Origin of the sequence: Sulfurisphaera tokodaii str. 7 (assembly GCF_000011205.1) — an archaeon.
Classification (GTDB): Archaea; Thermoproteota; Thermoprotei_A; order Sulfolobales; family Sulfolobaceae; genus Sulfurisphaera; species Sulfurisphaera tokodaii.
Genome location: NC_003106.2, coordinates 574,112 through 599,538, shown reverse-complemented (window position 1 = coordinate 599,538; position 25,427 = coordinate 574,112). Strand labels below are relative to the sequence as shown.

The 25,427-nt window shown below is 32.6% G+C and carries 31 protein-coding genes; 16 read left to right on the top strand and 15 right to left on the bottom strand.

The genetic code is table 11. The features are described from left to right. Positions 1-2: 2 nt before the first annotated feature. A complete protein-coding gene (locus STK_RS03470) occupies positions 3-236 on the bottom strand; it encodes a sulfurtransferase TusA family protein (RefSeq protein WP_052846902.1) in 234 nt (77 codons plus the stop codon). Between the two features lie 248 nt (positions 237-484). On the opposite strand from STK_RS03470, the gene STK_RS03465 reads away from it, so the two are divergent. Then, a complete protein-coding gene (locus tag STK_RS03465; RefSeq protein WP_010978594.1) occupies positions 485-886 on the top strand; it encodes a rhodanese-like domain-containing protein in 402 nt (133 codons plus the stop codon). Here the strand turns inward: STK_RS03465 and STK_RS03460 are convergent. Then, on the bottom strand, positions 880-1,242 hold the full coding sequence (locus STK_RS03460; protein WP_010978593.1) for a hypothetical protein: 363 nt from the start codon (positions 1,240-1,242) through the stop codon (positions 880-882). The genes STK_RS03465 and STK_RS03460 overlap by 7 nt on opposite strands. Positions 1,243-1,385: 143 nt before the next feature. Here STK_RS03460 and STK_RS03455 point away from each other — a divergent pair, with 143 nt between their 5' ends. Further along, entirely contained in the window at positions 1,386-1,625 is a 240-nt protein-coding gene (locus STK_RS03455) for a SelT/SelW/SelH family protein (protein ID WP_052846377.1), read from the top strand. On the opposite strand, the gene STK_RS03450 is transcribed toward STK_RS03455, so the two are convergent. Next, complete coding sequence (locus tag STK_RS03450; RefSeq protein ID WP_198429733.1) at positions 1,615-3,315, bottom strand: cbb3-type cytochrome c oxidase subunit I; 1,701 nt, start codon at positions 3,313-3,315, stop codon at positions 1,615-1,617. The two genes, STK_RS03455 and STK_RS03450, sit on opposite strands and share 11 nt — an antisense overlap. 180 nt (positions 3,316-3,495) lie before the next feature. Here STK_RS03450 and STK_RS03445 point away from each other — a divergent pair, with 180 nt between their 5' ends. After that, the gene (locus STK_RS03445; protein ID WP_010978591.1) at positions 3,496-4,254 is read left to right on the top strand and encodes an enoyl-CoA hydratase/isomerase family protein; all 759 of its coding nucleotides are present in this window, start codon (positions 3,496-3,498) and stop codon (positions 4,252-4,254) included. Here STK_RS03445 and STK_RS03440 read toward each other — a convergent pair. After that, positions 4,244-5,227 carry an ABC transporter permease gene (locus STK_RS03440; RefSeq protein WP_010978590.1) on the bottom strand — a complete coding sequence of 328 codons (984 nt, stop codon included), beginning with the start codon at positions 5,225-5,227 and terminating at the stop codon, positions 4,244-4,246. The genes STK_RS03445 and STK_RS03440 overlap by 11 nt on opposite strands. Continuing rightward, entirely contained in the window at positions 5,224-5,952 is a 729-nt protein-coding gene (locus STK_RS03435) for an ABC transporter ATP-binding protein (protein WP_052846901.1), read from the bottom strand. The genes STK_RS03440 and STK_RS03435 overlap by 4 nt, the downstream gene beginning before the upstream one ends. Positions 5,953-5,979: 27 nt before the next feature. On the opposite strand from STK_RS03435, the gene STK_RS03430 reads away from it, so the two are divergent. Genes STK_RS03430 through STK_RS03420 form a run of 3 tightly spaced genes read left to right on the top strand, consistent with a single transcriptional unit; the run spans position 5,980 to position 8,115 of the window. Continuing rightward, the gene (locus STK_RS03430; RefSeq protein WP_052846376.1) at positions 5,980-6,930 is read left to right on the top strand and encodes an AIR synthase family protein; all 951 of its coding nucleotides are present in this window, start codon (positions 5,980-5,982) and stop codon (positions 6,928-6,930) included. Beyond that, entirely contained in the window at positions 6,893-7,381 is a 489-nt protein-coding gene (locus STK_RS03425) for an NTP transferase domain-containing protein (RefSeq protein ID WP_052846375.1), read from the top strand. Before STK_RS03430 ends, STK_RS03425 begins: the two co-directional genes overlap by 38 nt. Next, positions 7,381-8,115, top strand: coding sequence for a DUF1614 domain-containing protein (locus STK_RS03420; RefSeq protein WP_010978586.1), 735 nt, complete (start codon positions 7,381-7,383; stop codon positions 8,113-8,115). Before STK_RS03425 ends, STK_RS03420 begins: the two co-directional genes overlap by 1 nt. On the opposite strand, the gene STK_RS03415 is transcribed toward STK_RS03420, so the two are convergent. Beyond that, a complete protein-coding gene (locus tag STK_RS03415) occupies positions 8,089-8,352 on the bottom strand; it encodes a hypothetical protein (RefSeq protein WP_052846374.1) in 264 nt (87 codons plus the stop codon). The genes STK_RS03420 and STK_RS03415 overlap by 27 nt on opposite strands. Before the next feature lie 125 nt (positions 8,353-8,477). Here STK_RS03415 and STK_RS03410 point away from each other — a divergent pair, with 125 nt between their 5' ends. After that, positions 8,478-8,921 carry an EVE domain-containing protein gene (locus tag STK_RS03410; RefSeq protein ID WP_010978585.1) on the top strand — a complete coding sequence of 148 codons (444 nt, stop codon included), beginning with the start codon at positions 8,478-8,480 and terminating at the stop codon, positions 8,919-8,921. Here the strand turns inward: STK_RS03410 and STK_RS03405 are convergent. Next, positions 8,901-9,344: a hypothetical protein gene (locus tag STK_RS03405; protein WP_010978584.1), complete on the bottom strand. Its 444-nt coding sequence runs from the start codon at positions 9,342-9,344 to the stop codon at positions 8,901-8,903. The two genes, STK_RS03410 and STK_RS03405, sit on opposite strands and share 21 nt — an antisense overlap. A gap of 11 nt (positions 9,345-9,355) precedes the next feature. On the opposite strand from STK_RS03405, the gene STK_RS03400 reads away from it, so the two are divergent. Then, complete coding sequence (locus STK_RS03400) at positions 9,356-10,525, top strand: pyridoxal-phosphate-dependent aminotransferase family protein (protein ID WP_010978583.1); 1,170 nt, start codon at positions 9,356-9,358, stop codon at positions 10,523-10,525. Positions 10,526-10,555: 30 nt separating this feature from the next. Continuing rightward, the gene (bluB, locus tag STK_RS03395; RefSeq protein ID WP_052846372.1) at positions 10,556-11,221 is read left to right on the top strand and encodes a 5,6-dimethylbenzimidazole synthase; all 666 of its coding nucleotides are present in this window, start codon (positions 10,556-10,558) and stop codon (positions 11,219-11,221) included. Between the two features lie 233 nt (positions 11,222-11,454). Here the strand turns inward: bluB and STK_RS03390 are convergent, their stop codons facing one another. From STK_RS03390 to STK_RS03370, 5 genes are read right to left on the bottom strand one after another with little or no spacing between them, the layout of a single operon-like run. Continuing rightward, positions 11,455-11,961, bottom strand: a complete 507-nt coding sequence (locus tag STK_RS03390; RefSeq protein ID WP_010978581.1) for a 3-isopropylmalate dehydratase small subunit — start codon at positions 11,959-11,961, stop codon at positions 11,455-11,457. Further along, on the bottom strand, positions 11,958-13,205 hold the full coding sequence (locus STK_RS03385) for a 3-isopropylmalate dehydratase large subunit (protein WP_010978580.1): 1,248 nt from the start codon (positions 13,203-13,205) through the stop codon (positions 11,958-11,960). Before STK_RS03385 ends, STK_RS03390 begins: the two co-directional genes overlap by 4 nt. Positions 13,206-13,262: 57 nt before the next feature. Then, positions 13,263-14,099, bottom strand: a complete 837-nt coding sequence (tatC, locus tag STK_RS03380) for a twin-arginine translocase subunit TatC (RefSeq protein WP_010978579.1) — start codon at positions 14,097-14,099, stop codon at positions 13,263-13,265. Beyond that, entirely contained in the window at positions 14,096-14,461 is a 366-nt protein-coding gene (locus tag STK_RS03375; RefSeq protein ID WP_069168177.1) for a hypothetical protein, read from the bottom strand. The genes tatC and STK_RS03375 overlap by 4 nt, the downstream gene beginning before the upstream one ends. 29 nt (positions 14,462-14,490) lie before the next feature. Further along, the gene (locus tag STK_RS03370) at positions 14,491-14,775 is read right to left on the bottom strand and encodes a twin-arginine translocase TatA/TatE family subunit (protein ID WP_010978577.1); all 285 of its coding nucleotides are present in this window, start codon (positions 14,773-14,775) and stop codon (positions 14,491-14,493) included. Between the two features lie 258 nt (positions 14,776-15,033). Here STK_RS03370 and STK_RS03365 point away from each other — a divergent pair, with 258 nt between their 5' ends. From STK_RS03365 to STK_RS03345, 5 genes are all read left to right on the top strand, one after another. Then, on the top strand, positions 15,034-15,756 hold the full coding sequence (locus STK_RS03365) for an ABC transporter ATP-binding protein (protein WP_010978575.1): 723 nt from the start codon (positions 15,034-15,036) through the stop codon (positions 15,754-15,756). A 5-nt stretch (positions 15,757-15,761) separates the two neighbouring features. Then, a complete protein-coding gene (locus tag STK_RS03360) occupies positions 15,762-17,387 on the top strand; it encodes an ABC transporter permease (protein ID WP_052846899.1) in 1,626 nt (541 codons plus the stop codon). A 149-nt stretch (positions 17,388-17,536) separates the two neighbouring features. Continuing rightward, complete coding sequence (locus tag STK_RS03355; protein WP_010978573.1) at positions 17,537-19,078, top strand: acetyl-CoA carboxylase biotin carboxylase subunit; 1,542 nt, start codon at positions 17,537-17,539, stop codon at positions 19,076-19,078. Then, positions 19,078-19,581 carry a biotin/lipoyl-containing protein gene (locus tag STK_RS03350; RefSeq protein WP_052846898.1) on the top strand — a complete coding sequence of 168 codons (504 nt, stop codon included), beginning with the start codon at positions 19,078-19,080 and terminating at the stop codon, positions 19,579-19,581. Before STK_RS03355 ends, STK_RS03350 begins: the two co-directional genes overlap by 1 nt. Before the next feature lie 41 nt (positions 19,582-19,622). Further along, complete coding sequence (locus STK_RS03345; RefSeq protein WP_010978571.1) at positions 19,623-21,194, top strand: acyl-CoA carboxylase subunit beta; 1,572 nt, start codon at positions 19,623-19,625, stop codon at positions 21,192-21,194. Here the strand turns inward: STK_RS03345 and STK_RS03340 are convergent. Continuing rightward, a complete protein-coding gene (locus STK_RS03340) occupies positions 21,166-21,348 on the bottom strand; it encodes a hypothetical protein (RefSeq protein WP_052846371.1) in 183 nt (60 codons plus the stop codon). The genes STK_RS03345 and STK_RS03340 overlap by 29 nt on opposite strands. Beyond that, positions 21,317-23,431: an ATP-dependent DNA helicase Hel308 gene (gene hel308, locus STK_RS03335; protein ID WP_010978569.1), complete on the bottom strand. Its 2,115-nt coding sequence runs from the start codon at positions 23,429-23,431 to the stop codon at positions 21,317-21,319. The genes STK_RS03340 and hel308 overlap by 32 nt, the downstream gene beginning before the upstream one ends. Positions 23,432-23,585: 154 nt before the next feature. Between hel308 and STK_RS03330 the strand changes: the two genes are divergently transcribed. Beyond that, positions 23,586-23,813, top strand: a complete 228-nt coding sequence (locus STK_RS03330) for a ribbon-helix-helix domain-containing protein (protein WP_010978568.1) — start codon at positions 23,586-23,588, stop codon at positions 23,811-23,813. After that, entirely contained in the window at positions 23,810-24,775 is a 966-nt protein-coding gene (locus STK_RS03325; protein ID WP_010978567.1) for an inorganic phosphate transporter, read from the top strand. The genes STK_RS03330 and STK_RS03325 overlap by 4 nt, the downstream gene beginning before the upstream one ends. On the opposite strand, the gene STK_RS03320 is transcribed toward STK_RS03325, so the two are convergent. Further along, positions 24,764-25,423, bottom strand: a complete 660-nt coding sequence (locus STK_RS03320) for a DUF47 domain-containing protein (protein WP_052846896.1) — start codon at positions 25,421-25,423, stop codon at positions 24,764-24,766. The genes STK_RS03325 and STK_RS03320 overlap by 12 nt on opposite strands. Between the last annotated feature and the right edge of the window lie 4 nt (positions 25,424-25,427).

Here is a 25,427-nt window from a genome sequence, read left to right as displayed (position 1 = left end):
TCTCACCTAGTAATTAGGAGTACAAAATTCTTTCCATCTTGCGTGGATTGGACTATCTTATATCCCTTCTTCTTTACAAAAGCTTCTATGTCTTTTTTAGTGGCTTCATCTCCTAAAATTACTTTAACAGCCTCTCCTTCTTTAATTTCTTCTAGTACACCAGAAAGTTCTCCTATAGGACCAGCACATGAAGAGCTTGTTAGATCAAGTTCTTTATATATTTTGAGTTGACTCATATAATACACCCCTTATTATATTCATATCTTATACAATATTTAAATATTTCGCTAAATGCATTTTCATAAAATTTTATTTTATATGTACAATTTTTACTAAATATAGTTTTTACAAAGTCAATAATAGTTTTGGAAATACCAAAATGAGATATAGATTGTTTCTTTTATTGAAAACAAACTAATTGAGTTAAATTCTTTTAAAAGAAAAAAATTTAAGCTCCTTTAACAATGTTAAAGATAGATTAGAAATGGAAGTAAACGAACAGTATGTATCACCATTTTATCCTCATATAATAGATGCGTTTCCTTCAATTGTAAGAAAACTATGGAAGAAAAACCAAGTTTTATTACTAGATATAAGAACACCAATGGAATACGAGGATCACCACATACCAGGAGCCCTTTTAGTACCATTAGACTATTTAGATGTTCTTCTTCATAAGATACAACATAAAGAAGTTGCAGTAATTTGTGAACATGGAAATAGAGCTAGATATGCAACATATGGTATGCCAGAGTTATGGAAAGGTAAAAAAGTTTATTACATGATTGGCGGAATGGCAGGATGGATGCAAATGGGTTATGAAGTTACATCTGGCATGGACGAAAACGGTAAATTATGGGAAAAGTGGATAGAAGAGCTTCAGTAAAAGCGATGATGCATATGTTCTTCAGCATACATGTCTTCTTCTAATTCTTCTTTCATATTCTTTTTTAATTCTTCTAGGTGATTCAACACATCATTTAATGTCTTAAATTCTGTTGGTATATATTTTATTCTTCCATAAGACATCATATAAGAACCGGGGCATAAGAAACCTTTGCTAACTACTATAGCGTCTGGATTAAGACTTAAGATTGCATCCATGGTCATTTCTTTACTCCCAATACCAGGGTTCTCGTATTGCTCCACTTCTTTCTTTTCTTCATCAATTAGCCCAATTATTTCTGCCTCATCGAGAGGTTTTAGATTAAATTCCTTGTCATATGTTACAACTATTCTCATTTTAGTTCACATACTTAACAAATTATAGCCTTATATCATGATTTTATAAAAAGTCAAGTAAAACAATTTTATAAAGCCTTTATTTCACAACCTTTAAAACATTATAAAGAAAGACATATTAAGAAAGAAAAAGAAAAATTATTATGCACTCCGTAAAGATAGTTTACTGTAGACCTTGCGGATATTTAGATAGAGCTATAAATTTAGCTAGAGATATACTCGCTTATTTTGAGAACGTAGAAGTCACTTTGGAACAGGGTAAAAATGGAATATTTGATGTATATTTAAATGGGGAACTAATTTTTTCAAGATATCAAGAGAAAAGATTCCCAGAACATGAAGAAATATTAAAACAAATAGGAAAAAAAGTTATTATTTCATAAGTCTTTTTTCTATTAAATTATGAATTTCGCTTCTAACTAATCCAATACCTTTTGTTATCCCATTAATGACTATGTCGTTATTTCCGTTCAGAGCCATAGCAATACTTGTTGTAAGCTCTCCTAAGTTTAAGCCTTCCCTCTCAACTACTCTTCCCTTAACTATTGTTAGAACTAAATTAATTAACCAACCAACAGTAGCAAGATCAGCAATAATTGCCCCAACAGTTGTAATTAATTGCCCAGTAACAAATGTTGATGAAATAGGATAAATCATTTCTTTTCTTATTAAACCGGTAATTCCTAGATAGGAAAAGCCTAGAACAACCATAATAACACCGACCGTATATCCCCAGAAGTGAATCCATGCTAATTTTGCAGAGTACCACATTCTTTTTGTCATCATTGGTATCATTAAGTATAATGCAGCAAATCCAGCTGGAACAATTGAGAATAATATGAATGCATGGAAGTGTGCTACAACATACATTCCTTCATGAACTATAGCATCATAAGCTATTACTGAGTTAGAAATACCCATAACTCCTCCATATATAGAACCAGCAAAAGACATAGTAGTTAGAGCAGCAAGTATATTCCATTGTATGTTTGCACCTTTTACTGTGGCCCATAAGTTAAAGAATGTCATCATGGATGGAACAATAATACCATCTGTTAATACTTCAGTCACTATCTTTACTGGAACTGGTAAATCAACCATATATAAGTGATGAATTCCTAGGGGACCTGTTGCAAATATTAAATATAAAAGTGCTGAAACTCTAGCTAATTTGTCGCTATAAAGGGGTCTATTTGAAAGCATTGGTATTAGCAAGTATAGTGCGGCTACAGCTGGGAACCAAACAATATAAACAATCCCATGCCATAAAGTCACGAAGGATATTTGATCAGCAATAATATTATATCCTACTATATGGTAGAAAGCCAATAAATCCCATAAAGCAGTTATAAATGAGCCAGAATAACTTTCTAATATAAGTATACCTACTACAAGACCAAAAACTAAGAAGATTGGTAATTTCTCTTTCAAATTCCTTGAAGCTAGATAGAAATGGTAAACATACCAACCAGTCATTAAATATATTCCAACTTCTAATAATATCCAGCCAATATACCATAATGGAGAAACTACGTATAATGAATAACCGTTAACACCTATTGGCGCTAAATAATACCAACCAGTTGCAGAGAAATAATTGTCAAAACCAGTTTGCGTAGTTATAACTATTGGTCCTTCAAAAAGCATGAAAGAAATGTTAAATAGTACAAAGCCCAAATTAAACATCCATTTTAATCTAGGTTGAATATTAAGCATCTTGAATGTAAAGTAAATAAATACAGCAAGTATGAGCTGTTGTGCAAATCCAAACAGATCTCTCATGCCGTGAAGCGTTATTGAGGCTTCATATTCTTGAACTGTTAAAGGTAATGTTTGGGCTAATCCCCATGACGCTTCCTGAACCCTTACCATTAAAGCGTCAACAATTCCTAAAATCCCCCATATAAGGCTTAAAACTATCATACCCATAGTAATTCTCGTAACCCAGTCCTTATCAAGCTGGAAAATATCCTTAACAAAATTGGATACTTTAGCTAATGCGAAATTTGTTCCAAAATATAATCCAAGAACTATCGCTCTTCCTAAACCTCTAATAAAATCAGAGGCACTCATGACTTTCACCTAATCAGATACCACTTTTTACTTTTTCTGACTTAAATGTATTTTTATAAAGTTAATAAAGATGTATAAAAGCATTTAAACGAAATATTTAATTTTGTTTATTTTTTAGTTCCTTATTTTCCAATAAAAAGCAAGAAAAGATTATAAGAGACCTTTGCAATCAACTAATAAATGACTAAAGTAATTGTTCAAAAAGAGTCGGATATAGGTAAAATACTAATAAGTAATGAAGAAGGAAAATACAATCTAGTGGATATAAAGTTTATGCATAATCTTATAGATTCCTTAAGAATGTTAGATTCAAATAAAGAAGTTAGATTTGTGATTATAAGGGGAATAAATAATTTTGGTGCAGGAGCAGACATAGGCGAACTAAGAAGAGCTTCAGAAAATAGAGAATATGCCACAAATTTCTTTTCAACAATGTTCGAAATGTTTCGAACTTTGCTTAATTTATCCAAAATTACAATAGCAAATGTCGAAGGTATAGCTTATGGTGCGTCAATGGAAATCCTATTGGCAACTGATTTTGTTGTTGCATCAAAAAATTCAAAATTCGCAGTTCCTGGTGGAAAAATAGGAGTATTCCCTCCAGTAATGCTTACACTAGGAAAATATAGACTTGGATGGAACAATGTGTTAAAAATGGCATTTTTAGGGAGAGAATTAAATGCTGAAGAAGCCAAACAAATAGGCTTAGTTTATGAAATAACTGATAATTTTGAAGAGACAAATACTAACTTAATTAGAGAGCTTAAGCAAATAGCACCTTCGTCTTTATCCATGATGAGGAAAATTTTATTCACAGAACATGAAAAAGAGTTAGAAAAAGCTTTCCAAGAACTAATTGACCAAGTATTAACAGAAGACGCTAGGACAGGAGTAATATCGTTTCTAACTAAAACTAAGCCTAAATGGGCTATTCTCTAAGTTTTAACAGCCTACTCCCTATTCCTATAAATACTGCGGTTAAAAGGATAATAATAAAGAAGATTGTGGGACTTGGCAATTTATCATAAATAAGAATATCCCTAACCATATCATTAACTAAAGATACAGGCTGATAACTAACAAAGGCTCTGAAAAACTGTGGAAATTCATCAACATAAAAGAACGCATTACTAATAAACATCAATGGAAAAACTATAACTGTAGCTACCGTATTAGAGATAGCTATCTTGTCCTTTGGTGATAGACCGAAAATTATTGCACCAAGACCAGAGAACATTAATGTTGATAGAGCAAGAATGCCAATAAATGACAAGCTAATAATTGGCAGGAAACCGATAATTATACCGAATATAAGAACCACTATAGTAGACATTATTGTAATTAGAACTTCATATAGCATTAAGGAAATTACCCATTCATAATCTTTAAGTGGTGAAGAAGCTAATCTTTCAATAAGTTTATCCCTATAATAGCCACTTCCTACTCCTGTAATACCTAAAATACCATTAGACAGAGATATAACACCAATAACTCCAGAAATTTCATAAGCCTCTGGAGTGTTTCTTGTTATTAGCTCATATGAGGAAAGAAGATCTTTTTGATGAATCGATAATAGATACGTCTCAAGGACAGGAACATAATTAGCTTCAAGTTGATTGTAATAGACCTTTTTACTTGTCGAATTATAAAACATAACTTGTTGATTAAGCTTTACTAGCTGAGGATTACCACCCACAATACCTATGAATAATTTACTTTGATTTAAATATGAAGCAATCTCACTATCATTTTTACCATTAACATAAACTACTATATGTTGTTGAGGAACTATTGATATTAAAGAGAATATTATTGCCAACACTAGAGGGAAAAATAGAATAAAGAAAATAGTGATAGGACTTCTTAAATTATCTTTTATTATTGCTATCGTTGTTGGTATAATTTTTTTCATTCTTCCTCACTTTTCATTTCTTCCATTAATGCCAAATAGGCCTCTTCTAAATTCTCTTTCTTGAACTCATTCATTAACTCTGATGGTGTTGAAATTCTGACTATCCTACCCTTATATAGTACACCAACTCTATCTGCTAATCGTTCTGCCTCTTCTAGGTAATGAGTTGCTAAAAAAATAGTTATTTTCATATCTTTTAATGATTTAATTAATTCCCATAAATTTCTTCTAGATTTGGGATCCAATCCTACTGTAGGCTCATCAAGAAATATTACTTTTGGATTACCAACAAGACCGCACGCTATGGCAACTTTTCTTTTCAAACCACCAGATAATTCCTTAAATCTCTTCCTTTCATGTTCTTTCAAATTTAATTTCTGTATAATTTCATCCACTTTATCTGTTGTATCATAAAGCTTTGCAAAATATTCAATGTTTTCTCTAACAGTGAGATCAGAAAAACCTTGAAATTCTTGAGGAACAGTAGTTACAATTTTCCTAATTTTTTCGCATTCTTTAGGTGAAGAAAAACCATTGACTACTACTTTACCTTTAGAAGGTTTTAATACACAAGAAAGGATTTTTATCGTTGTAGTTTTCCCAGCTCCGTTAGGACCTAGAAATGAGAAAATTTCTCCCTCATCTACGGTGAAGGAAATACCGCGTAAAGCTTCAATGCCATTCTTATAAATCTTCCAAAGATCTTCAACTTCAATAATATGCATATTTACCCACTTCACCGTATAAAATTTATGTTTTTTGGAAAAATTCCAGTAAGAGACTTTTTGAATAAAATAAAGATCGGAAATTGTGAGATTTGCCCAGAAATAGGAGAAGATGATGCAATCATAAGGAGTGAAGGAAATTATTTGGTTATCCATTCAGACCCAATTACGGAATCAGGAAAAGATGCTGGGTTTCTATCAGTAGCAGTTGCATGCAATGATGTTAACATGAAAGGCGTTCCATGTAAATGGGTTTTAACTACTGTTCTTCTTACAAAAAAGGAAAATCTGGATGTAATAATTGATGGAATTAATGAGGCATGTAATTTTATTGGATGTTCAGTAGTAGGTGGACATACAGAAGTTACAAGAGGTTTACAACAAGATATTGTAGTTACAACTGCATTTTCGTTTAGTGATAAAATAATGAAACTCTCTGATGGTAAAGTTGGTGATTATATAGGAGTTTTTGGCTTTGCTGGTACTGAAGGGACGTGGATATTGGCTAATGAATTTGAAAATGAATTAGCTAAAAAGGGGGTTAAACATGAGACATTAGAGAAGGCCAAAAAACTAAAATATTTCATTCCAGTTCAAGAAAAAGCACTGAAAGTTAAGGATGATGTAATAGCTATGCATGATGCTACTGAAGGAGGAATATATCAAGCATTATTAGAGGTTGCAAAGGCTACTAGGAAAAAAGTGTTTATCTTTAGAGATCCTCCAATTTTACAAGAAACTTTAGAGATTACTAAAGCTTTGAATATTAACCCTTACACGCTAATTTCATCTGGAGCTTTTATTGTAGTAACAAGAAATCCACAAAAAATTGAAGAGTTTGGAGGAGTAATCATAGGTAAGATAGTAGAAGGGGAAGATGTCTTAGAAGTAAAAGGAGATAAAGTATATAAGGAAGATTTTGAGGAAGAGTTGGTTAAGTTTGAAAGCAATTATTATGGCTGGAGGAAAAGGGACTAGACTATCACCATTAAAACCATTGATTGACTTGTGCGGTTATCCAATGTTCTATTGGGTTTATAGATCCTTACTTAACTTTACAGATGAGATTTATTTAGCCATAACAAGATATAATCCTCTTATATTTTCCTCTTTTAAGAAAGTTATTACAGACGGTAAAGGTTATGAAAATGACGTTATTCAAGCTATAGGCAAAGTTGGTCTGCCAGTAATTGTAGTCCCTGCAGATACTCCATTTATTCCAGAAGAAGCAATATATAAGCTCTATTCATGTAAGAAATCTATATGCACTCTTGTAACTAAATCTGGTTTTGTAGGAATTAGCTTATGGAACGAAATGAAACTTAATGATTATGAGAATATTTATTATGAAGGAGAAATAATTAATGTGAACACTTTATCAGACTACATTACTGTTAAAAATTTATGCAAGACAATAGAATATAGCTAGTGGCTAAAAGAGTTCTAATACTAACTCCTTTTAGGGGAATTTATGCTATAGGTTATGCATTTTTAGGCCTAATAATATTCATTATCTCTATAGGATATTTTTCAAGTTTACTTAAGATAGTTGGAGTTAATGAAGCAATAAGTTATTTTTTAGCAGTAGAACTAGCTTTGTTAAGTTTAATCCTTAGTCCAGTGAATATTGTTGTGAAAGAAATAAATAGACCTGCACTAGCTCCAGAGGTTGATGTCGTATACGTTTTTGGTATTCCTATTTACGTGCCTAGACTCTCTTATCAGTTAAGAAAGACATTAGTTGCTGTTAATGTTGGAGGAGCTATTATTCCTTCGTTATTATCGATAACACTAATATTTTTAGCCTTTCATGGTTTTTCTATAATTTTACTTATTGTAGATATAATTTTATTGAGCATTATATGCAACGTATTCTCAAAAGTGATTACTGGAGTAGGGGTCGTGATGAATCCTTTAATAGCACCTTTATTCTCAGCATTAATAAGCTATGCGTTTTTCTTTAAAATGAGTTATCTGGTTCCAGTATCAGCTTATGTAAGTAGTGTTTTAGGTTCACTTATTGGTGCAGACTTATTTAATCTAAAGAGAATAATTGAGTCAAGTCCACAAATAGTTAGTATAGGAGGAATGGGAACATTTGATGGGATATTTATGTCCGGCTTATTTGCCGTTATGTTAGCTGAAATCCTTATTCTTGTTTAGATACCTCTTTTTAACCCTAATAAGAGCAATACCTTCTTTACCCTCAATATATTTTAGCTTAACAGAACCACCCTTAAATCTGGCATAAATAAAATTAATATTCCCCTCTGTCCATCTACTATATTCAAGTAAATCACCTAGTGAAAATTTATCAGAAATTTTATATAATATATCAAGTTCATAATCTTCTATTGATGAGGTTCTTTTAGGGGTAGTAAATAGAAATAGTTTTTTCACGTTATTTAACTATTACAGATAACTAATAAAGTTTCCTAAAAATACAACTCCCACAATTTCACCTCTTGTTTTCAAACGGTAGTATTACAGTACTTTTATATAGCCTAACTGAGAGTTAAAAATTGATGTATTGGCTAATTCCAGTGCAAGAAGATTTTTGGGAGACGGTAGTAAAAACAAACCTCTTTGGTTTTCATAAAGAATCTGTTGAGAAATACATCAAACCAGGTGATTTTATAATATTTTATGTGGGTAAATACTATGCTAAAAAATACGGAGGTAAATTCGTAGGAATATTTAAAGTAATTTCTGATTGGTTTTATGATGAAACAGTAGTCTTTCCCAATGAAAAGCTCGTAGGTAAAGCTATTGAAGTTTATAGAATAAAGCTAGAACCAATAATCATAGGCGAATGTCCTTCTAAAGATATTATCTGGAATCTTTCATTCATAGAAGATAAATTTCAATTTTCTAAGTATCTAAGGAATGTTCCAGCAAATTTGAAAAGACCTATCCCAGAAGAGGATGCTAAAAAAATTGAGGAATGCTTAAAAGCCTCTATAATTTAACTCTCTTAACACCACATTTATTAGGTTTATTAATTCTGACAGAAGTTTATTAACTATATATTTGTATATAAAGATAATCACATATCTTATATTGATGATCAGAAGTAATTTTTTAGCTATTTCCTTCTGTTTACTGACAAATTCTTTTAATTTAGTTTCTATTTCAAAATCAAATGAAGAAAGGAAAGATAAGAATTTCTGTATCTTCAGTTTTAGTTCCTTAACATTACTACACATAGATAGTTCACTTTTAAAATTCTCATAAGTTCTTCGTATAACAATATAACTAGCTAAATCAGTCATAATTAATATATTGTTCAGTATTATTAAATAAGTAAATAATGGTATTTCTATGTTAAATTCTAGAATATCGAAAAATTTTGCTAAACTTATGAATAGAAAGAATAAATAATTATATTTCACCTTAATATCTCATGATTCAAAAAGAAAAAAAGCTCTTAATGCATGTAGGCCCAGTAAATATTTTAGACAGAGTACTATATGCAGGTTTAAAAAATAATGTGGGGTTTACGTCTCAAGAATTTGTGGAAGCTTTCCAATTCTCGTTAAAGAAAACAAGAGAATTGTTCCAGGCTGACAATACATACCAACCATTTTTAATACCAGGTGGCGGGACATCAGCAATGGAAAGTGTAACATCATTACTTAAAGAAGGTGAAAAAGTATTAGTAGTTACTAACGGAGTCTTTGGAGATAGATGGATAAATATATTCAGAAAATATCCAGTGAAAGTTAATGTATTAAGCGCAGAACCAGGTTATTATGTTGAACCAGAGACAGTTGAAAAAGAAGTAAAAAAGGACAAATATACATTAGTTACTTTTACACATGTGGAGACAAGTACCGGAGTAAGGCAACCAATCAAGGATAGTGTGAAAGCCGTAAGGGATTATGTTGATTTGGTAGTTGTTGATGGAGTTTCAAGTGTTGGTGCAGAAGAAGTAAAGGCAAAGGATTGGAGAGTTGATGTTTATTTAACAGCTAGTCAAAAAGCCCTAGGTGTTCCTCCAGGGTTAGGAATTTTAGTACTTTCCGAAAGGGCTATGGAAAGGTTAAAAGATGAAAAAAGTATTGCTGGTTATTACTTAGACTTAAGGAATTGGTTACCAGTTATGAATAGTATGGAAAATGGAAAAGCCTCATATTTCTCTACACCTCCAGTGCATACAATATTAATGCTGTCTGAGGCATTAAAAATAATTATAGATGAAGAGGGATTAGAAAGTAGAATTAAAAGACATGAAAAAGTGGCTAGTGCAATAAGAGCTGGAATAGAGGGAATGGGATTAGAAATCGTTGCTAAAAAACCAGAAGCATATAGTAACACTGTAACAGGAGTAGTTGTTAAGAAAGTTAATGCTGGTAACGTACTTTCTGAAATAGTTTCAGAGGGTGTTGAATTAGCTCCAGGGGTTCATCCAAAATTGCAAGGAAAGTACTTTAGGATTGGCCATATGGGATGGGTGACTGAAAATGATGCCATAGTAACAATAGCTTCAATAGAAAGAGTGCTGAATAAATTAGGAGAAGAGATAAGATTAGGAGAAGGCATAAAAGCAACTCAGTTATATTTAGCAAAATAATTTTTATTCCTCCTTATGGATAACCTATCCATGGACATATATGAAGTTATAAAAAGAAGAAGAGATATCAGAAGTTATTGCAAAAGTGACCCGATACCAGATGAAGTATTAGCTAAAATACTTCTAGCAGCCCATTTAGCACCTTCGGTTGGTTATTCACAGCCTTGGAATTTCATAATAATAAGAGATGAGAAAATAAAAAGAAAGATTAAAGAGTTAGTTGATGAACAAAGAGAAGAATTTAGGAAGAAACTTGATGAAGAGAAAAGAAAGATTTTTGATAGGATAAAAATAGATGCTATACTTGAATCACCAGTTAATATTGCTATAACTTGTGATAGAAATAGATTTGGTCCCTATGTATTAGGAAGATTAACAATTCCAGAGACTTGTAACTATTCCACTGTCTTAGCTATAGAAAATCTATGGTTAACCGCAACAGCCGAAGGAATAGGGGTGGGCTGGGTAAGTTTCTTTAGAAAAGAAGATGTTAAAAGAATACTAGGAATACCGGATGAAGTAGAACTAATTGGGTATTTAACCCTTTGTTATGTAACTAAATTCCCAGAAAAACCAGAACTAGAGGAAAAAGGTTGGAATAGAAGACTACCCATAGAAACCATAGTATTTGAAAATACATGGAACAACATGCCTAATGAAAAGCTACTAAACGCCTTAAAAAATGCAAAAATTTAGTTATTGAGAAATATATAAGTCTAATCAAAATATATTCTACTAGAAATATTAAAATTGAATAAGGAATTAGAAACCATGGTGTAATTGCTAATTTAAAAACCTCGTATCCGTAAATCCTTTCAAGCATATAAAGTGAAAAAGACTCGTCTATAAACATAAAAATGAGGGAGAGTATAACGAAAGTAAACCTCATAAGAAATAATTTAAAAAAGTTGTATACAAACTTTTTTATTTCAGTTACCTCCTTGATTCTGAACCGAAACTTTCTTTAAATAATCCAGTAAACCGCCGCTCTCAAGTATTTTTAACGGCATTCCAGTTATTCCTCTTCCCTTATAAACTTTCTGATTATTCACTATTATTTCTCCGGTTTCTACATTTATCTTTACATAATCACCTTCGTTTATTAGCTGAGTTACACCAGGTAAAACAATAGCTGGCAACCCATTATTTATAGCATTCCTATAGAATATTCTTGCAAACGATTCAGCTATAATAGCCCTAACACCAGCAGCCTTTAATGCAATAGCAGCTTGCTCTCTTGATGAACCCATTCCAAAGACTTTGCCAGCAACTAAAATTACACCAGCAGAAGCTTTTTTATAAAATTCTGGATCTAGAGGTTCCATTGCGTGCTGTGCTAAGTATTGCGGATCAGTGTATTTCAGATACCTTGCTGGTATAATGATGTCAGTATCTATTTTATCACCGAATTTTAAAACCTTACCTTCTACTATCATGAGAATCTCCTCGGATCAGTTATTTTGCCTTGTAAAGCAGAAGCTGCTGCAACTGCTGGTCCAGCTAAATATACTTTTGAATCGTTACTCCCCATTCTACCTTTAAAGTTCCTTGAACTAGTCGAAACTATTGTCTCACCTGGGCCAGCCACACCAAAGTGACCTCCTAGACATGGTCCACAAGTACCATATGTAACAATACATCCAGCATTAACTAAAGTCTCTATATAGCCTAGCTCCATAGCCTTCTTAAATAAATCATAAGATGCTGGTATTGCTATGCATCTACTCTTAACTCTCTTTCCCTTTAGAATTTTTGCAGCAATCTCGAAATCACTTATTCTACCATTTGTACAAGATCCTATGAATACTTGATCTACATCTAAACCTTCAACTTCATTAACTGTTTTAACGTTATCAACACTATGAGGAGCAGCAACTAAGGGTTCTAATTTTCCTAAATCAATCGTATATTCATCAACATACTTTGCTCCTTCATCTGGTCTAACAATATTTGGTTCATAACCTCTGTTAGTCTTAATGTAATTAACTGTCTCTTCATCTGGAACAAACATTAACGCGTCAGCATTCATTTCTATTCCCATATTAGAAACTGTTGCCCTAAAGTCCATTGGAAATGCAGACGGTTCCCTTACAAATATTTCAATACTCATTCCATTAAAGTAGTCAGCCTTAAAATCGCCAAGGATCTTTAATGCTACGTCTTTTCCATTTATCCATTTACCAGGTTTACCTTCTAACATTATCTTAAATGATTGTGGAACCATAACCCATGTTTTGCCAGTTATAACTGCAGCTGCAACATCACTTGCACCTAAACCTTGTGCGAAAGCTCCAACAGCACCAGAAGTTGTAGTATGACTATCAGCAGCTACTATTACATATCCTGGATTAGCGTATTTTTCTAGTAATATTTGATGTAAGATACCTACATTTATATCATGGAAGTTTGGTATCTTTAGTTCTTTTACAAATTTTCTTATTTGAGTTTGAATCTCTGCACTTCTTACATCTGGTGGAGGAGCTAAATGATCAAAAGCTATTACAATTTTTTGTTTATCAAAAACTTTTAACATACCCGCTTTCTCCATAACTTCTATTACATGATACCCAGTCAAGTCATGAAAAGCTGCAATATCTACTTTAACCTCCACTACATCTCCTGGAGCTACTGATTTACCCGAGGCTCTACTTAGGATTTTTTCCGTTAAAGTTTGAGGCACGAGTATAAGAAAGAGTCAGAGAAAATAAATATTATTTTAAAATATGTTCGACTTTTGTTATTTGACTAGTAATTGGTTTTTGTTTTTAGTATTTCTCTTTTCGATAATTGACGAAACTATAACTCCAATAAAATATAAACTGGATAGAGTAACTGCAATAGTTGTTTCTATTAGACCACCAGTAGTACCAGGCGAAACTATCCATGCAATTATAAATGAGACTAATACACCCCATCTCCAATTTTGTCTCCAAGTTTGTGCTTTAACAAGTCCAAGTTGAGTAAGCGATGTCATAACTAGGGGGAATTCAAAGGAAGCCCCTACTGCTATCATAAGTGTTACAATCGTACTAACATAAGCTCTTAAACTTAATGTAGGTTCTACGCCTAAACTCAAATCTAGCTTATAAACGAATAACATCATAAAAGGAATAATAATAAAATATGCAAATGATGCTCCAGCTATAAATAGAGATGTAGCTGGTAACAATACTTTTCTGATTGTTCTCTTTTCGTGCTCATATAAACCTGGAGCAACAAACGCCCAAAACTCCCTAAATATTAAAGGAAATGCAGATATAATGGCTAAAAGAAGAGAAACATACATAGAAGAGTATAATGGGTCAAAAGGATTTAGGGTAATTAAATGTAAACCGGACGGTTTTTCTCTATCTAGAAATGCGTTTGTAAATTGAATTGCAATACTATCATAAATTGAAGGATATAGAATAGGTAAAGTAAATGAACCTACTTTAATAGTAGAAATTCCAAACGCAAAATATATAAAGAAGAAGATTGCGAGGTAGATTAACATGTTTCTAATTCTAAGCCCTAATTCTTTTAAATGCTCAATCAGAGGAGCCTCTTTATCTGTACTCGGTTTTTGTATACTCATTTAGTATCACTTTTAGTTTGACTCTTTAATTTTTGTATTTCTTCCTCTAATTCTTTAATTCTTTCTTCAAGCAATTTAACCCGCATATCTTGAAAACTATTTTTAACCTCAGAATAATTGCTATTTATTTCTTGTATTCCAGACCTAAATTTATTAGAAATCTCTCTAACAGGAGTAGCAGTCTCCTCAGTTACTTCATTTAATTCTCTCCTTAATTCAGCCATTAACTCGTCTCGTCTCTTCTTAAATTCATTATAACCCTTCATTAAATTTTTTATAGAATTAACAGAATTTTTATCACCTGCAAACAATAATATTCCAACCAATAAAACAATTAAAAAATCATCTAAACTTCCAAGCATTCCTATCACCCTAAAAGAAGAAAAAATATTTACTTATTCTGTGATTGCTGCTTCTTTAGCTCCTCTAGTTGTTTTTGTAACTCATCAATCTTACTCTGAAGATCTTTTTGTTGTTGTGTTTGCTGTTGTTGTTGCACTTGTTGTAACTGAGCTAGCTCCATTTCGGCTTCAAGTTTTCCTTTTTTAAACTCGCCAGTGGCTCTTCCTAATGATCTAAAAATTTCTGGTAGCTTTGAGGCTCCAAAGATTAGTATTATGGCAACTACTATTATAATTGCTGCATCATATACTGAGCCAAGAGCCATTCTTATCATTTAAAATTCCGCTTTACATACTTATAAACTTTGTTTTCGATTTTTCAAAATATGCGGATTTATATATATATTACTAAGATAATTTACTTGAACAGAGTTAAATTATCCTAATAATAAAATTAGTATGTTAACACAAGATCTCAGAATTATAGGTAAAGAAAAAATTTATAAATATATCAAAAAACTAACAGATGGTGGTTAAATGGAAGAATCTTAGAAGGAATTAATTTAGCTTATGCTTATATTGATGATAACTTTGTGTTTAAAGGAGTAAATATTACAGCATATGATAAAGAACTAATAGCAATTGTAGGTCCTTCTGGTATTGGAAAATCTACTCTGTTGAGAATATTAGGAGGTTTCATACAACCAAGAGAAGGGGAAGTTAGACTATTGGGAAAAAAGATTACAAAACCTACCCCTAAAATTGCCTTGGTACACCAATCTATAGCTACTTTTCCTTGGATGACAGCACTTGAGAATGTTAAGTTAGGTTTAAAATATAGGAAATTGCCTAAAGAGGAGGAAGATAAGATTGCAAGAAAAATGCTTGAAATAGTAGGGTTATCTGGTTTTGAGAATCTATATCCTAAACAGCTAAGTGGAGGAATGAGGCAAAGAATAGCCATTGCTAGAGCATTAGCTGCAGAACCTATAGTATTACTAATGGATGAACCATTTTCTCATTTAGATGAACTAACAGCTGAAGGATTACGACAAGAGATTTACCAAATGATATTCTCTCCAGAGACTAATCTGCGTGCAGCTGTGCTAGTTTCTCATAATCTTAATGAGGTAGTAGAGTTATCAGACAGAGTTTATGTTTTAAATGGAAGTCCTGCCACAGTAGTGGGTGAGATAAAAGTTGAATTAGAAAGACCTAGGGATCCGAGAGATCCTAAATTTGCACAATACTTAGACGAGTTATATAAAGCCCTCACTCCAATAAAGAAAAGAAATAATAAGGAAACGGAGGCATGAGTTATATGAATATTCCACTTTTAATTACTTTCATTTTGGCTTCTTTAGTAACGATTGGAAGGGTTTGGGTTACTATATTATTCTCTATATTTTCTGGGTGGTTTTTAGCCTATGCTAGTATAAAAAATAAAATATTTGAAAATATTTATGTTAGTTTAATTGAAGTTTTTGAATCTGTTCCGGTATTTAGTTTCTTTCCTATAGTTTTAATATTCTTTATATATGATATAGGTGGAAGTTTAGGAGTAGAATTTGCTGTCTTATTTCTTGTTTTTACTGCTGTTACCTGGAATATTTGGATGGGTGAGTATCAAGCATTCAAAACCGTGCCAGAAGATCTATTGGAAGTTTCTGAAAATTACAGACTTAAATTTTGGGGAACTATGACTAAGTTATATATCCCATTTTCTATACCCAGAATTGCAGCAAATTTAATTCCAAGTTTCGCTGACGCCTTATTTTATATAACTGTTAGCGAAGTGTTCGCTGTAGGAACACATACTTATCAAGTGTTTGGTATTGGAACTGTTATAGCTAATTTAGTAAGCGAAGGAGAATATACAGACGCATTATATGGAATAGCGGTTTTGGCTATATTTACTATAGCGATTACTTTACTACTTAGAGAATTTTCAAAATATAGTGTAGAAAGATATGGTTTAGATACTGAAATCTCTATTAGAAAAAGAGGAAGAATTCATTTTGGTTACTCTACAAGATTAGTTAGTGCTCTATCTTATCCAGCTAAATTAGCAAAAGTTTTCCCAACACCTATAAGATTAAGATCTAACATTAAAGAAGAGGACGAAGAAAAAGAACATAAATATTTCTGGAAGATAAGTGGGATTGTCGCAGGAGTCTTACTTTTGGCTTTTATCTTATATGGTGCGATATCAACAATTATTTCTGTACCTCTTTCAACCTGGGGTTACTTAATTTCAACATTACCGTCTGATTTAATATCTATATTATTTGATTATATAAGAGTTGGAATCATTGCTTTGCTTTCTTTCGTTTTTGCGATATTCGTCGGTTACTATCTTACTACTCACGAGAAAACTGAAAAAATTGTGATTCCGATTATTCAAGCATATTCAGCTATTCCAGCCCCAGCATATTATCCGCTTTTCCTTTTGGTTACACTACCATTTATACATTCAATTTTTGGGCCATTTACTAATGAGTTTTACGTTTTATTTCTAGGTTTTATATCTACTTTTTACTATGTATTTTATAGTTTTTGGATAGGTGTTAAGAACCTTCCACAACAATATTGGGAGATAATGAAAAACTATGATTTCAAATTCTGGCAAAAACTTAGATATGTAATTATACCGGGAACATTTCCTTATATCATTGCAGGATTATCTAGTACTATAAACAGTGCTTGGGGAGGATTAGCAATAGGAGAATATTGGCCAGACATAATACAGAATTATAATCTAGAGGTACATACAGGGATGATGAAATTAATTGACGTAGCTACAAATGAAGGAAACATTGTTTTAGCATCATGGGTCTCTCTGATTTTTGGTATAATAGTAGCTGTTTATTCAATTTTATTTACTAGAAAATTAATGGATTTAGCGAGAAAGAAATATATTGCAGAAGAAGGAATTTATCTCGCATGATGTGGAATCCGGGAACTGACTGTGATGAAATGCGCGAGCACTGAGTTCTTTTTCTTTTTATAATTATATTCTTTTTATAATCTGTATGATTAAAATTGAAAGATTAAAACTTTTTAAACCATAAATACTCTATTATAAGTAGGGTAAAAATGCCACCTTTTGGAAAAGTACTCGTTGCAAATAGAGGAGAAATTGCAGTAAGAGTTATGAAAGCAATCAAAGAAATGGGCATGAAAGCTGTTGCTGTGTATTCAGAAGCTGATAAATATGCTTTGCACGTAAAATATGCAGATGAGGCTTATTATATAGGGCCGCCACCAGCATTAGAAAGCTACTTAAATATTCAAGCCATTATTGATGCAGCAGAAAAAGCTCATGCTGATGCAGTTCATCCTGGTTACGGTTTCTTATCTGAAAACGCAGATTTTGCTGAAGCTGTTGTAAAGGCTGGATTAACATGGATTGGACCACCAGTAGATGCGATGAGAGCTATTAAGAGTAAGCTAGACGGCAAAAGAATTGCAAAACAAGCTGGAGTACCTATTTCACCTGGTTCTGACGGTCCAGTTGATAGTTTAGATGAGGCTCTAAAATTAGCTGAAAAAATTGGCTACCCAATAATGGTAAAAGCGGCATTCGGTGGTGGAGGTACTGGAATAACTAGGGTTGATAATCCAGACCAGTTAGTCGAAGTTTGGGAAAGGAATAAAAGATTAGCTTATCAAGCCTTTGGTAAAGCTGATTTATATATTGAAAAGGCGGCAGTTAATCCAAGACATATTGAGTTTCAGCTAATAGGAGATAAATATGGCAACTATGTAGTAGCATGGGAAAGAGAGTGTACAATTCAAAGAAGAAATCAGAAATTAATTGAAGAAGCACCCTCACCAGCTCTAAAAATGGAAGAACGAGAAAGAATGTTTGAACCAATTATCAAGTTCGGTCAAATTATTCATTATTACACATTAGGAACATTTGAAACAGTTTTCTCAGATACTACGAGAGAATTCTATTTCCTTGAATTAAATAAAAGACTTCAAGTTGAACACCCAATTACCGAAATGATATTTAGAATTGACTTAGTAAAACTTCAAATAAATATCGCTGCAGGTGAACCTTTACCTTTTACCCAAGAAGAATTAAATAAAAGAGTAAGAGGGCACGCAATCGAATATAGAATCAATGCTGAAGATCCGTTAAATGACTTTACTGGTAGCTCGGGATTTATCACATACTATAAGGAACCGACTGGTCCGGGAGTAAGAGTAGATAGTGGTGTTACTTTAGGTAGTTACGTACCACCATTTTACGATTCGTTAATTTCAAAACTCATTGTATATGGCGAAAATAGAGCTTATGCCATACAGGCTGGAATAAGAGCTTTAAATGATTATAAAATAGGTGGAGTTAGAACAACAATTGAACTATACAAATGGATATCACAAGAGGAAGATTTTCAAAAAGGTAAATTCTCAACTGCATATATAGCTGAGAAGAGAGAACAATACCTAAAATACTTAAAAGCAAAAGAGCAGATGAAAGCCGCTTTAGCTGCAACGTTATATCAAAGAGGATTGTTAAAGAAAGCAACGACTACAGTTAATTCTACTCAACCACAAAATCAAACAAAGAGGTCGAATTGGAAAACATACGGTTTATTGCAACAATCCTCTTATAGGGTGATGTGGTAATGAAGTTACTTAGGGTATCTTCAGAATTAGGAGATAGCTATGTAATGACTTACGATCAACAAGGTAATAAAGATACCGTCAGCTTTGAGGATAATAAGTTTGAAATAGAATATATTGGACCCGGATGGAGAGAAGGAGAACTACTCTTCAAGATTAATGGTGAGGTTCATAGAGTATACGTAGACAATGGTTTTATTGTAATAGATGATGAAACGATCTTTAAGGTAGATAGAATAACGGAAACACCAATAGAACAAGGTAAGTCGATTGAAGAGTTGATAAAAGGAAAAGAAGGCGAAATTTTATCACCAATGCAAGGAAGAATTGTTCAGATAAGAGTAAAAGAAGGCGATGCTGTAAACAAAGGACAGCCATTATTATCTATTGAGGCAATGAAGAGTGAGACTGTAATATCCGCCCCAGTAGGTGGAGTAGTACAGAAAATTATGGTAAAACCTGGTCAGGGTGTAAAGAAAGGTGATTTATTACTTATTATTAAATGATATTTTTTCTTTCTTTATTATAAAAAGTATGGTGATAAAATATGTCTATGTATGAAAAACCTCCAGTTGAAAAATTAATTGAAGAATTAAGACAATTAAAAGAAAAAGCGTATAAGGGAGGAGGAGATGAAAGAATACAATTCCAGCACAGTAAAGGTAAGCTTACAGCTAGAGAGAGATTAGCACTTTTGTTTGATGATGGTAAATTTAATGAAATTATGACTTTTGCAACTACCAGAGCTACGGAATTCGGTCTAGATAAGCAGAGATTCTATGGAGATGGTGTTGTTACTGGTTGGGGTAAAGTTGACGGTAGAACAGTTTTTGCGTATGCCCAAGATTTTACAGTATTAGGAGGAAGCTTAGGAGAGACACATGCAAATAAGATTGTTAGAGCTTATGAATTAGCTCTAAAAGTAGGAGCACCAGTTGTGGGTATTAATGATTCTGGTGGTGCAAGAATACAAGAAGGTGCATTATCGTTAGAAGGATATGGTGCTGTATTCAAAATGAATGTAATGGCTTCTGGTGTGATTCCACAAATAACTATTATGGCTGGACCAGCAGCAGGTGGTGCGGTTTATTCGCCAGCACTAACAGATTTCATAATTATGATTAAAGGAGACGCGTACTATATGTTTGTAACGGGGCCAGAAATTACTAAAGTAGTTTTAGGAGAAGAAGTATCTTTCCAGGATTTGGGTGGAGCTGTCGTTCATGCAACAAAGTCCGGTGTAGTACATTTCATGGTTGATAGTGAACAAGAAGCAATTAATTTAACTAAAAGACTATTATCATATTTACCATCAAATAACATGGAAGAACCTCCTTATATTGATACTGGAGATCCAGCAGATAGAGATGCAACTGGAGTAGAACAAATAGTTCCTAATGATGCGGCAAAACCCTATAACATGAGGGAAATAATTTACAAGATTGTAGATAATGGTGAATTCCTTGAGGTTCATAAACATTGGGCACAAAACATAATAGTAGGATTCGCGAGAATTGCGGGTAATGTTGTTGGAATAGTAGCTAATAACCCAGAAGAATTTGGCGGTTCTATAGATATCGATGCTGCTGATAAGGCAGCAAGATTTATTAGATTCTGTGATGCGTTCAACATACCCCTAATTAGCTTAGTAGATACTCCAGGTTACGTGCCGGGGACTGATCAAGAGTATAAAGGCATAATAAGGCATGGTGCAAAAATGCTATATGCATTTGCTGAAGCGACTGTACCTAAAATTACAGTAATTGTTAGAAAATCTTATGGAGGAGCACATATAGCAATGAGCATAAAGAGTTTAGGAGCAGATTTAGTATATGCTTGGCCAACAGCCGAAATTGCTGTAACGGGACCGGAAGGTGCAGTAAGAATTCTTTATAGAAAAGAAATTCAACAAGCTTCAAATCCAGATGATGTATTAAAGCAAAGAATAGCAGAATATAGGAAGTTGTTTGCAAATCCGTACTGGGCTGCTGAGAAGGGACTGGTTGATGATGTCATTGAGCCAAAAGATACTAGAAGAGTAATTGTAGCTGGATTAGAAATGCTAAAGACTAAGAGAGAATATAGGTATCCTAAGAAACATGGTAATATACCATTATGACACATTCTTCTCCTTTTTTCTCTTTCACTACTACATTTCTACCTAAGGCTAAAAATAATTTCCTTATTTTTTCAATGCTATCACATGGAATTGAGAATTCTTGTTTCTGATATAATATATATTCAAGCAATAGTTCTTGCAGCTTCTCTGACAATTTTTTCACCTAAGTTAGGACCTAAAAGTTGCTTAACCTTTTCTGGGTTTAGTACAATGTCTTCTGGTTTCTTAATATCATGTTGATAAAGTAGTCTGGCTCTTACTCTTCCTATTCCAGGAATCTTTACCAATTCAATCAGCTCTGGTTTAACTCCGTCTTTAACTCTAGCATGAAGTTCTTCTAAGATATCCTTATGATCTTTTAATTCTAGGACGGAGGCTACATGATAACCAGAATAAGTTAACCAATCCATTGTATCTATTATAGCCCTTAAATCACCTGATCCTATTCCATACTTCCCTAGGATTGTATCTTCATCTATTTCATTTACCCAATCATAAACAATATAAGCTACTTTTAATGCTGATATGTAATTTGAAAATTCGTATTCATCTTCAGGCTCATCAACAAATAGTTCACAATTTAACTCATCTATAAGTGCATCTTCTTCAGCTCTACTAACTCCAATTGAAGGACCATCTGGAGTATAAGCTAACAAGTGAAGATATGCTATTTCGCATCCTTTCTCATTCTTCTCTAAGGCTTCTCTAATTGTTACTGCAGTGAAAGGATTTATATATAGATCTGAGATTCTTCTTCCAAATCTAGTTAATGTGATTTTATCACTGATTTCAGCAAAGATATCATGTTGTAGTAACCAATCTAACCCAGATCTAAAATATTTTTTAGCTAGTTCTTTCGGAAGTAAGGTTTCCTTTACATATTCCATTAGTTCCTCTGTGGTTTTTTCACCTTCAGATGCTATAATACTAATAAGGAAGGAATAAAATGCACTTTCTGAACCTAATTTTGATTCAATTGGTTCCACATCAGACATTAAATACCTTTCGTATACTTTTTCTGCCTCTCTTTTGTTCCTAACAACTACAACAGCTTCTCCATTTTCATCAAAACCTGGTCTTCCAGCCCTGCCACTCATTTGCTTATAATCCATAACTGGGATTAAATCCATATATCCGACAACTTTTCTATTATATCTATAAATATCACCTATAACTACAGCCCTAGCAGGTAAATTAACTCCAGCAGCTAATGTGGGTGTTGCCACTATCACTTTCAATATTCTATCTCTAAAAGAAGATTCTATTATATCCCTAAGTCCTTTAGAGAGACCTGCATGATGATAAGCAACACCCCTTAATACAAGGTTATATAAGTCCTCTTTCTCATTACTCCCTGCATCTTCGACTTCTTTAATTTTTCTAGCGATTTCCAGTAATTTCTTATCCTCTAATTTTACAAAATTCATATATTGAACTATTTTTCTAGCTGTATTTTCGGCTAATTTTCTCGAAGAGCGAAACACTAAAACTTGTCCTCCTTTTGAAACTATATCTAGTGTGTAAGCTATTATAGCATCATCCCCATATACTTTCCTGCTGGTATTATCCTTGTACACTACTACAAATCCTTTCTTTTCTGGGTATATTATTCCTTCTTTTAGCGGGACGGGTCTCCAATTAGTAGCTACTAGTTCAGCATTTAACCAGTTAGCTATCTCTTTACCATTACTAATTGTTGCACTTAATCCTAATACTATGCCTCTTTTCTTCGCTCTAATAGCAACTGATTCAACGGTAGGACCCCTTTCTGGATCGTTTAAATAATGAAACTCATCTAAAACAAAATATGAAACCTCGTTAAGCCATTTAGCCTTATGTCTCCATAAAGAATCTAATTTTTCGTAAGTAGTTACTATTATATCATAATTTTCGAGCCATGCGTCATCAGTATCGTAATCTCCACTTGTCATTCCAGTTTTTATACCAAGAGTTTCCCAATCTTTAAACGTATTATATTTTTCATTAGTTAATGCTCTAAGTGGGGTAATATATATTGCTTTTCCGCCTTTTGATAGAAGATAATTTATCATACCTAGTTCTGCAATGAGAGTTTTACCAGAAGCAGTAGGAGATGTTACTAAGAGTCTTTTTCCATCTAGTAAACCTTTTCTTATTGCTTCAGATTGTGGTGGGTTAAGAGTTCTAATTCCTCTTCTTTTTAAAATATCTATAATTTTTATGTCTAACGGCAAATCGTCAATAGAAATTGTTTCCATTGTAAAACTATAATCTTTCTTTTATTAAGTCTTAAAAGGATTTTTGCCCTTAATAGTCCTTATTTGAAAAATGTAACTCTATATAGCATTATATAAGTTCTATCGTGGATGTCCGTATGAGAAAAGGTTTTTTATATGTCCTTACAATTTGTTTATGATACTTATGGCTACTATAAGAAAAGTAAATGAAACAACATTTGAAATTGACTTAGGAGAAGTTAAGACAATTTCATTTAAATTAGAAGAAGATTTTCTGAGAGAAATTGATGAAATGACAAAAATGCTAGGTTATTCTAATAGAAGTGATTTAATTAGAGATGCGATTATAGAGTATATACAGTATCTAAAGAGTATCGAAAACGAGGAAAAGAAGAAAATATGAATACTTTGTTATTACTAATCTTTATTGTAGGGTTACTAGCTTCATTTAGTGTTGGAGGAAATAATTCTGCGGTATCTTTAGGAATTTTACTCTCTACAAACGTATTAAAAAGAAAACATGCATATACTATTAATGCGATTTCCTTATTTATAGGTGCTTTTTTAGGTAGTTACACAATGCTTAATAGCGTTTACGGGATAGTTAAATCTGATCAAATAATTATTTTAGAAATCTTATTATCTTCTATACTTTTGGCTTCAACTACTACATTTTATTATTTAAATAAATTAGGTATACCGGCATCATTAAGCCAAATGATTTATCCTTCTATTGCTGTTCTAGTTTTAATCTCCAGAGGAGTAATAGATTTTGATTGGGGAAAATTCTGGTTTACTGTAGGCTCGTGGGGTATTTCACCGTCTATAGCTATTGTGACTTCCTTATCTATGTACTTTATTCTCTTAAAAGTAATAGGAAATAGAAGAAATTTCTTAAAACAAATAAAATATTATAAATATTCTTTAATTTTAGCATCAATATTTACTTCATATGTTACTGGTGCTAATGCAATCGGAATAATAATATCAGCTGGAGTAATTGCAGAGCCTTATTATATTACGGCTTTAACTTATGCAATTGCTTCTGTTCTTGGTCTTTACCTAAGTTCTAAGAAAGCAGCCATTACAGTAGGTTTTAGAGTTACAAGACTTGGATATATAGGGGCTTCATCAGCACTAATTGGTAGTGATATAATTTCAGAAATTTTTACTATATTTGGTGTTCCCATTTCAATAACTCAAACTATAATGGGAGGAATTATAGGTCTGAGTTTTAGGAGCTTTGGTTTTGATATAAAAAGGCAATTATTACAAATAGCTAGGGGTTGGACAGTATCCCCAATTCTAGCAATAATAGTTAGCTTAGCTACTTATGGTGTATTAAAAAGCATTTTAGGCCTTTAACGTTGCATATAGAATTTCTACACTTAAAGTTGCATCCTCCATTGAATCTAAAATATCGTCAAGGAAGAAGATTACATCACGCATTTGTAAAATTGTTATTAAATCGATTTCTTTCTCCAATTCATAAAGTTTTGTTATTAGAGTATCTTTCATATCATCTCCAGCTCTTTCCAACATTTGTATTTCCCTGCCTACTTTCAGGGCTTCTTGCATATCTCTTGAAAGAGTTGAAAGCATTAATATTACTTTTTCTGAAGCTTCTTGAATAAGAGAAAGATAAGATAATAGACTTTCCCTTATACTGATAATGCATTTTTCAGAGGGCTTTCTTGATGCTAGAGATCTTGCTGAATCTTTTATAGATGTACTCGTATGGTATAATGCTTGAGTTAACATTACCATGGCCTCCTTAAAATCGGGTAAAAACGCTCCACCGTATAAAAGTTCTAAAATTTCTTCTCTAGCCATTGCTATTTTTTCAGTTATAGTCTTTATTTTTACTAAATTACTACTAACCGCATCTTCATTATTATAAATTGCACCTAGAAATAGTTGCTTTAATGTTTCACAAGCAGTTTTAATATCTTCACCCATCTTAACTAACTTACTGAATAATTCTTCCTCTTTATTTATCCTAATTTTTATCAATTTA

Coding starts and splice junctions, on each gene's coding strand:
- STK_RS03410 (WP_010978585.1), top strand. CDS start 8,478: ATGTATTGGCTAATTCCAGTGCAAGAAGATTTTTGGGAGACGGTAGTA.
- STK_RS03435 (WP_052846901.1), bottom strand. CDS start 5,952: ATGCATATTATTGAAGTTGAAGATCTTTGGAAGATTTATAAGAATGGC.
- STK_RS03430 (WP_052846376.1), top strand. CDS start 5,980: ATGTTTTTTGGAAAAATTCCAGTAAGAGACTTTTTGAATAAAATAAAG.
- STK_RS03355 (WP_010978573.1), top strand. CDS start 17,537: ATGCCACCTTTTGGAAAAGTACTCGTTGCAAATAGAGGAGAAATTGCA.
- STK_RS03455 (WP_052846377.1), top strand. CDS start 1,386: ATGCACTCCGTAAAGATAGTTTACTGTAGACCTTGCGGATATTTAGAT.
- STK_RS03330 (WP_010978568.1), top strand. CDS start 23,586: ATGATACTTATGGCTACTATAAGAAAAGTAAATGAAACAACATTTGAA.
- STK_RS03400 (WP_010978583.1), top strand. CDS start 9,356: ATGATTCAAAAAGAAAAAAAGCTCTTAATGCATGTAGGCCCAGTAAAT.
- STK_RS03350 (WP_052846898.1), top strand. CDS start 19,078: ATGAAGTTACTTAGGGTATCTTCAGAATTAGGAGATAGCTATGTAATG.
- hel308 (WP_010978569.1), bottom strand. CDS start 23,431: ATGGAAACAATTTCTATTGACGATTTGCCGTTAGACATAAAAATTATA.
- STK_RS03370 (WP_010978577.1), bottom strand. CDS start 14,775: ATGATAAGAATGGCTCTTGGCTCAGTATATGATGCAGCAATTATAATA.
- STK_RS03450 (WP_198429733.1), bottom strand. CDS start 3,315: ATGAGTGCCTCTGATTTTATTAGAGGTTTAGGAAGAGCGATAGTTCTT.
- STK_RS03465 (WP_010978594.1), top strand. CDS start 485: ATGGAAGTAAACGAACAGTATGTATCACCATTTTATCCTCATATAATA.
- STK_RS03360 (WP_052846899.1), top strand. CDS start 15,762: ATGAATATTCCACTTTTAATTACTTTCATTTTGGCTTCTTTAGTAACG.
- tatC (WP_010978579.1), bottom strand. CDS start 14,099: ATGAGTATACAAAAACCGAGTACAGATAAAGAGGCTCCTCTGATTGAG.
- STK_RS03325 (WP_010978567.1), top strand. CDS start 23,810: ATGAATACTTTGTTATTACTAATCTTTATTGTAGGGTTACTAGCTTCA.
- STK_RS03460 (WP_010978593.1), bottom strand. CDS start 1,242: ATGAGAATAGTTGTAACATATGACAAGGAATTTAATCTAAAACCTCTC.
- STK_RS03440 (WP_010978590.1), bottom strand. CDS start 5,227: ATGAAAAAAATTATACCAACAACGATAGCAATAATAAAAGATAATTTA.
- STK_RS03375 (WP_069168177.1), bottom strand. CDS start 14,461: ATGCTTGGAAGTTTAGATGATTTTTTAATTGTTTTATTGGTTGGAATA.
- bluB (WP_052846372.1), top strand. CDS start 10,556: ATGGACATATATGAAGTTATAAAAAGAAGAAGAGATATCAGAAGTTAT.
- STK_RS03445 (WP_010978591.1), top strand. CDS start 3,496: ATGACTAAAGTAATTGTTCAAAAAGAGTCGGATATAGGTAAAATACTA.
- STK_RS03470 (WP_052846902.1), bottom strand. CDS start 236: ATGAGTCAACTCAAAATATATAAAGAACTTGATCTAACAAGCTCTTCA.
- STK_RS03345 (WP_010978571.1), top strand. CDS start 19,623: ATGTCTATGTATGAAAAACCTCCAGTTGAAAAATTAATTGAAGAATTA.
- STK_RS03390 (WP_010978581.1), bottom strand. CDS start 11,961: ATGATAGTAGAAGGTAAGGTTTTAAAATTCGGTGATAAAATAGATACT.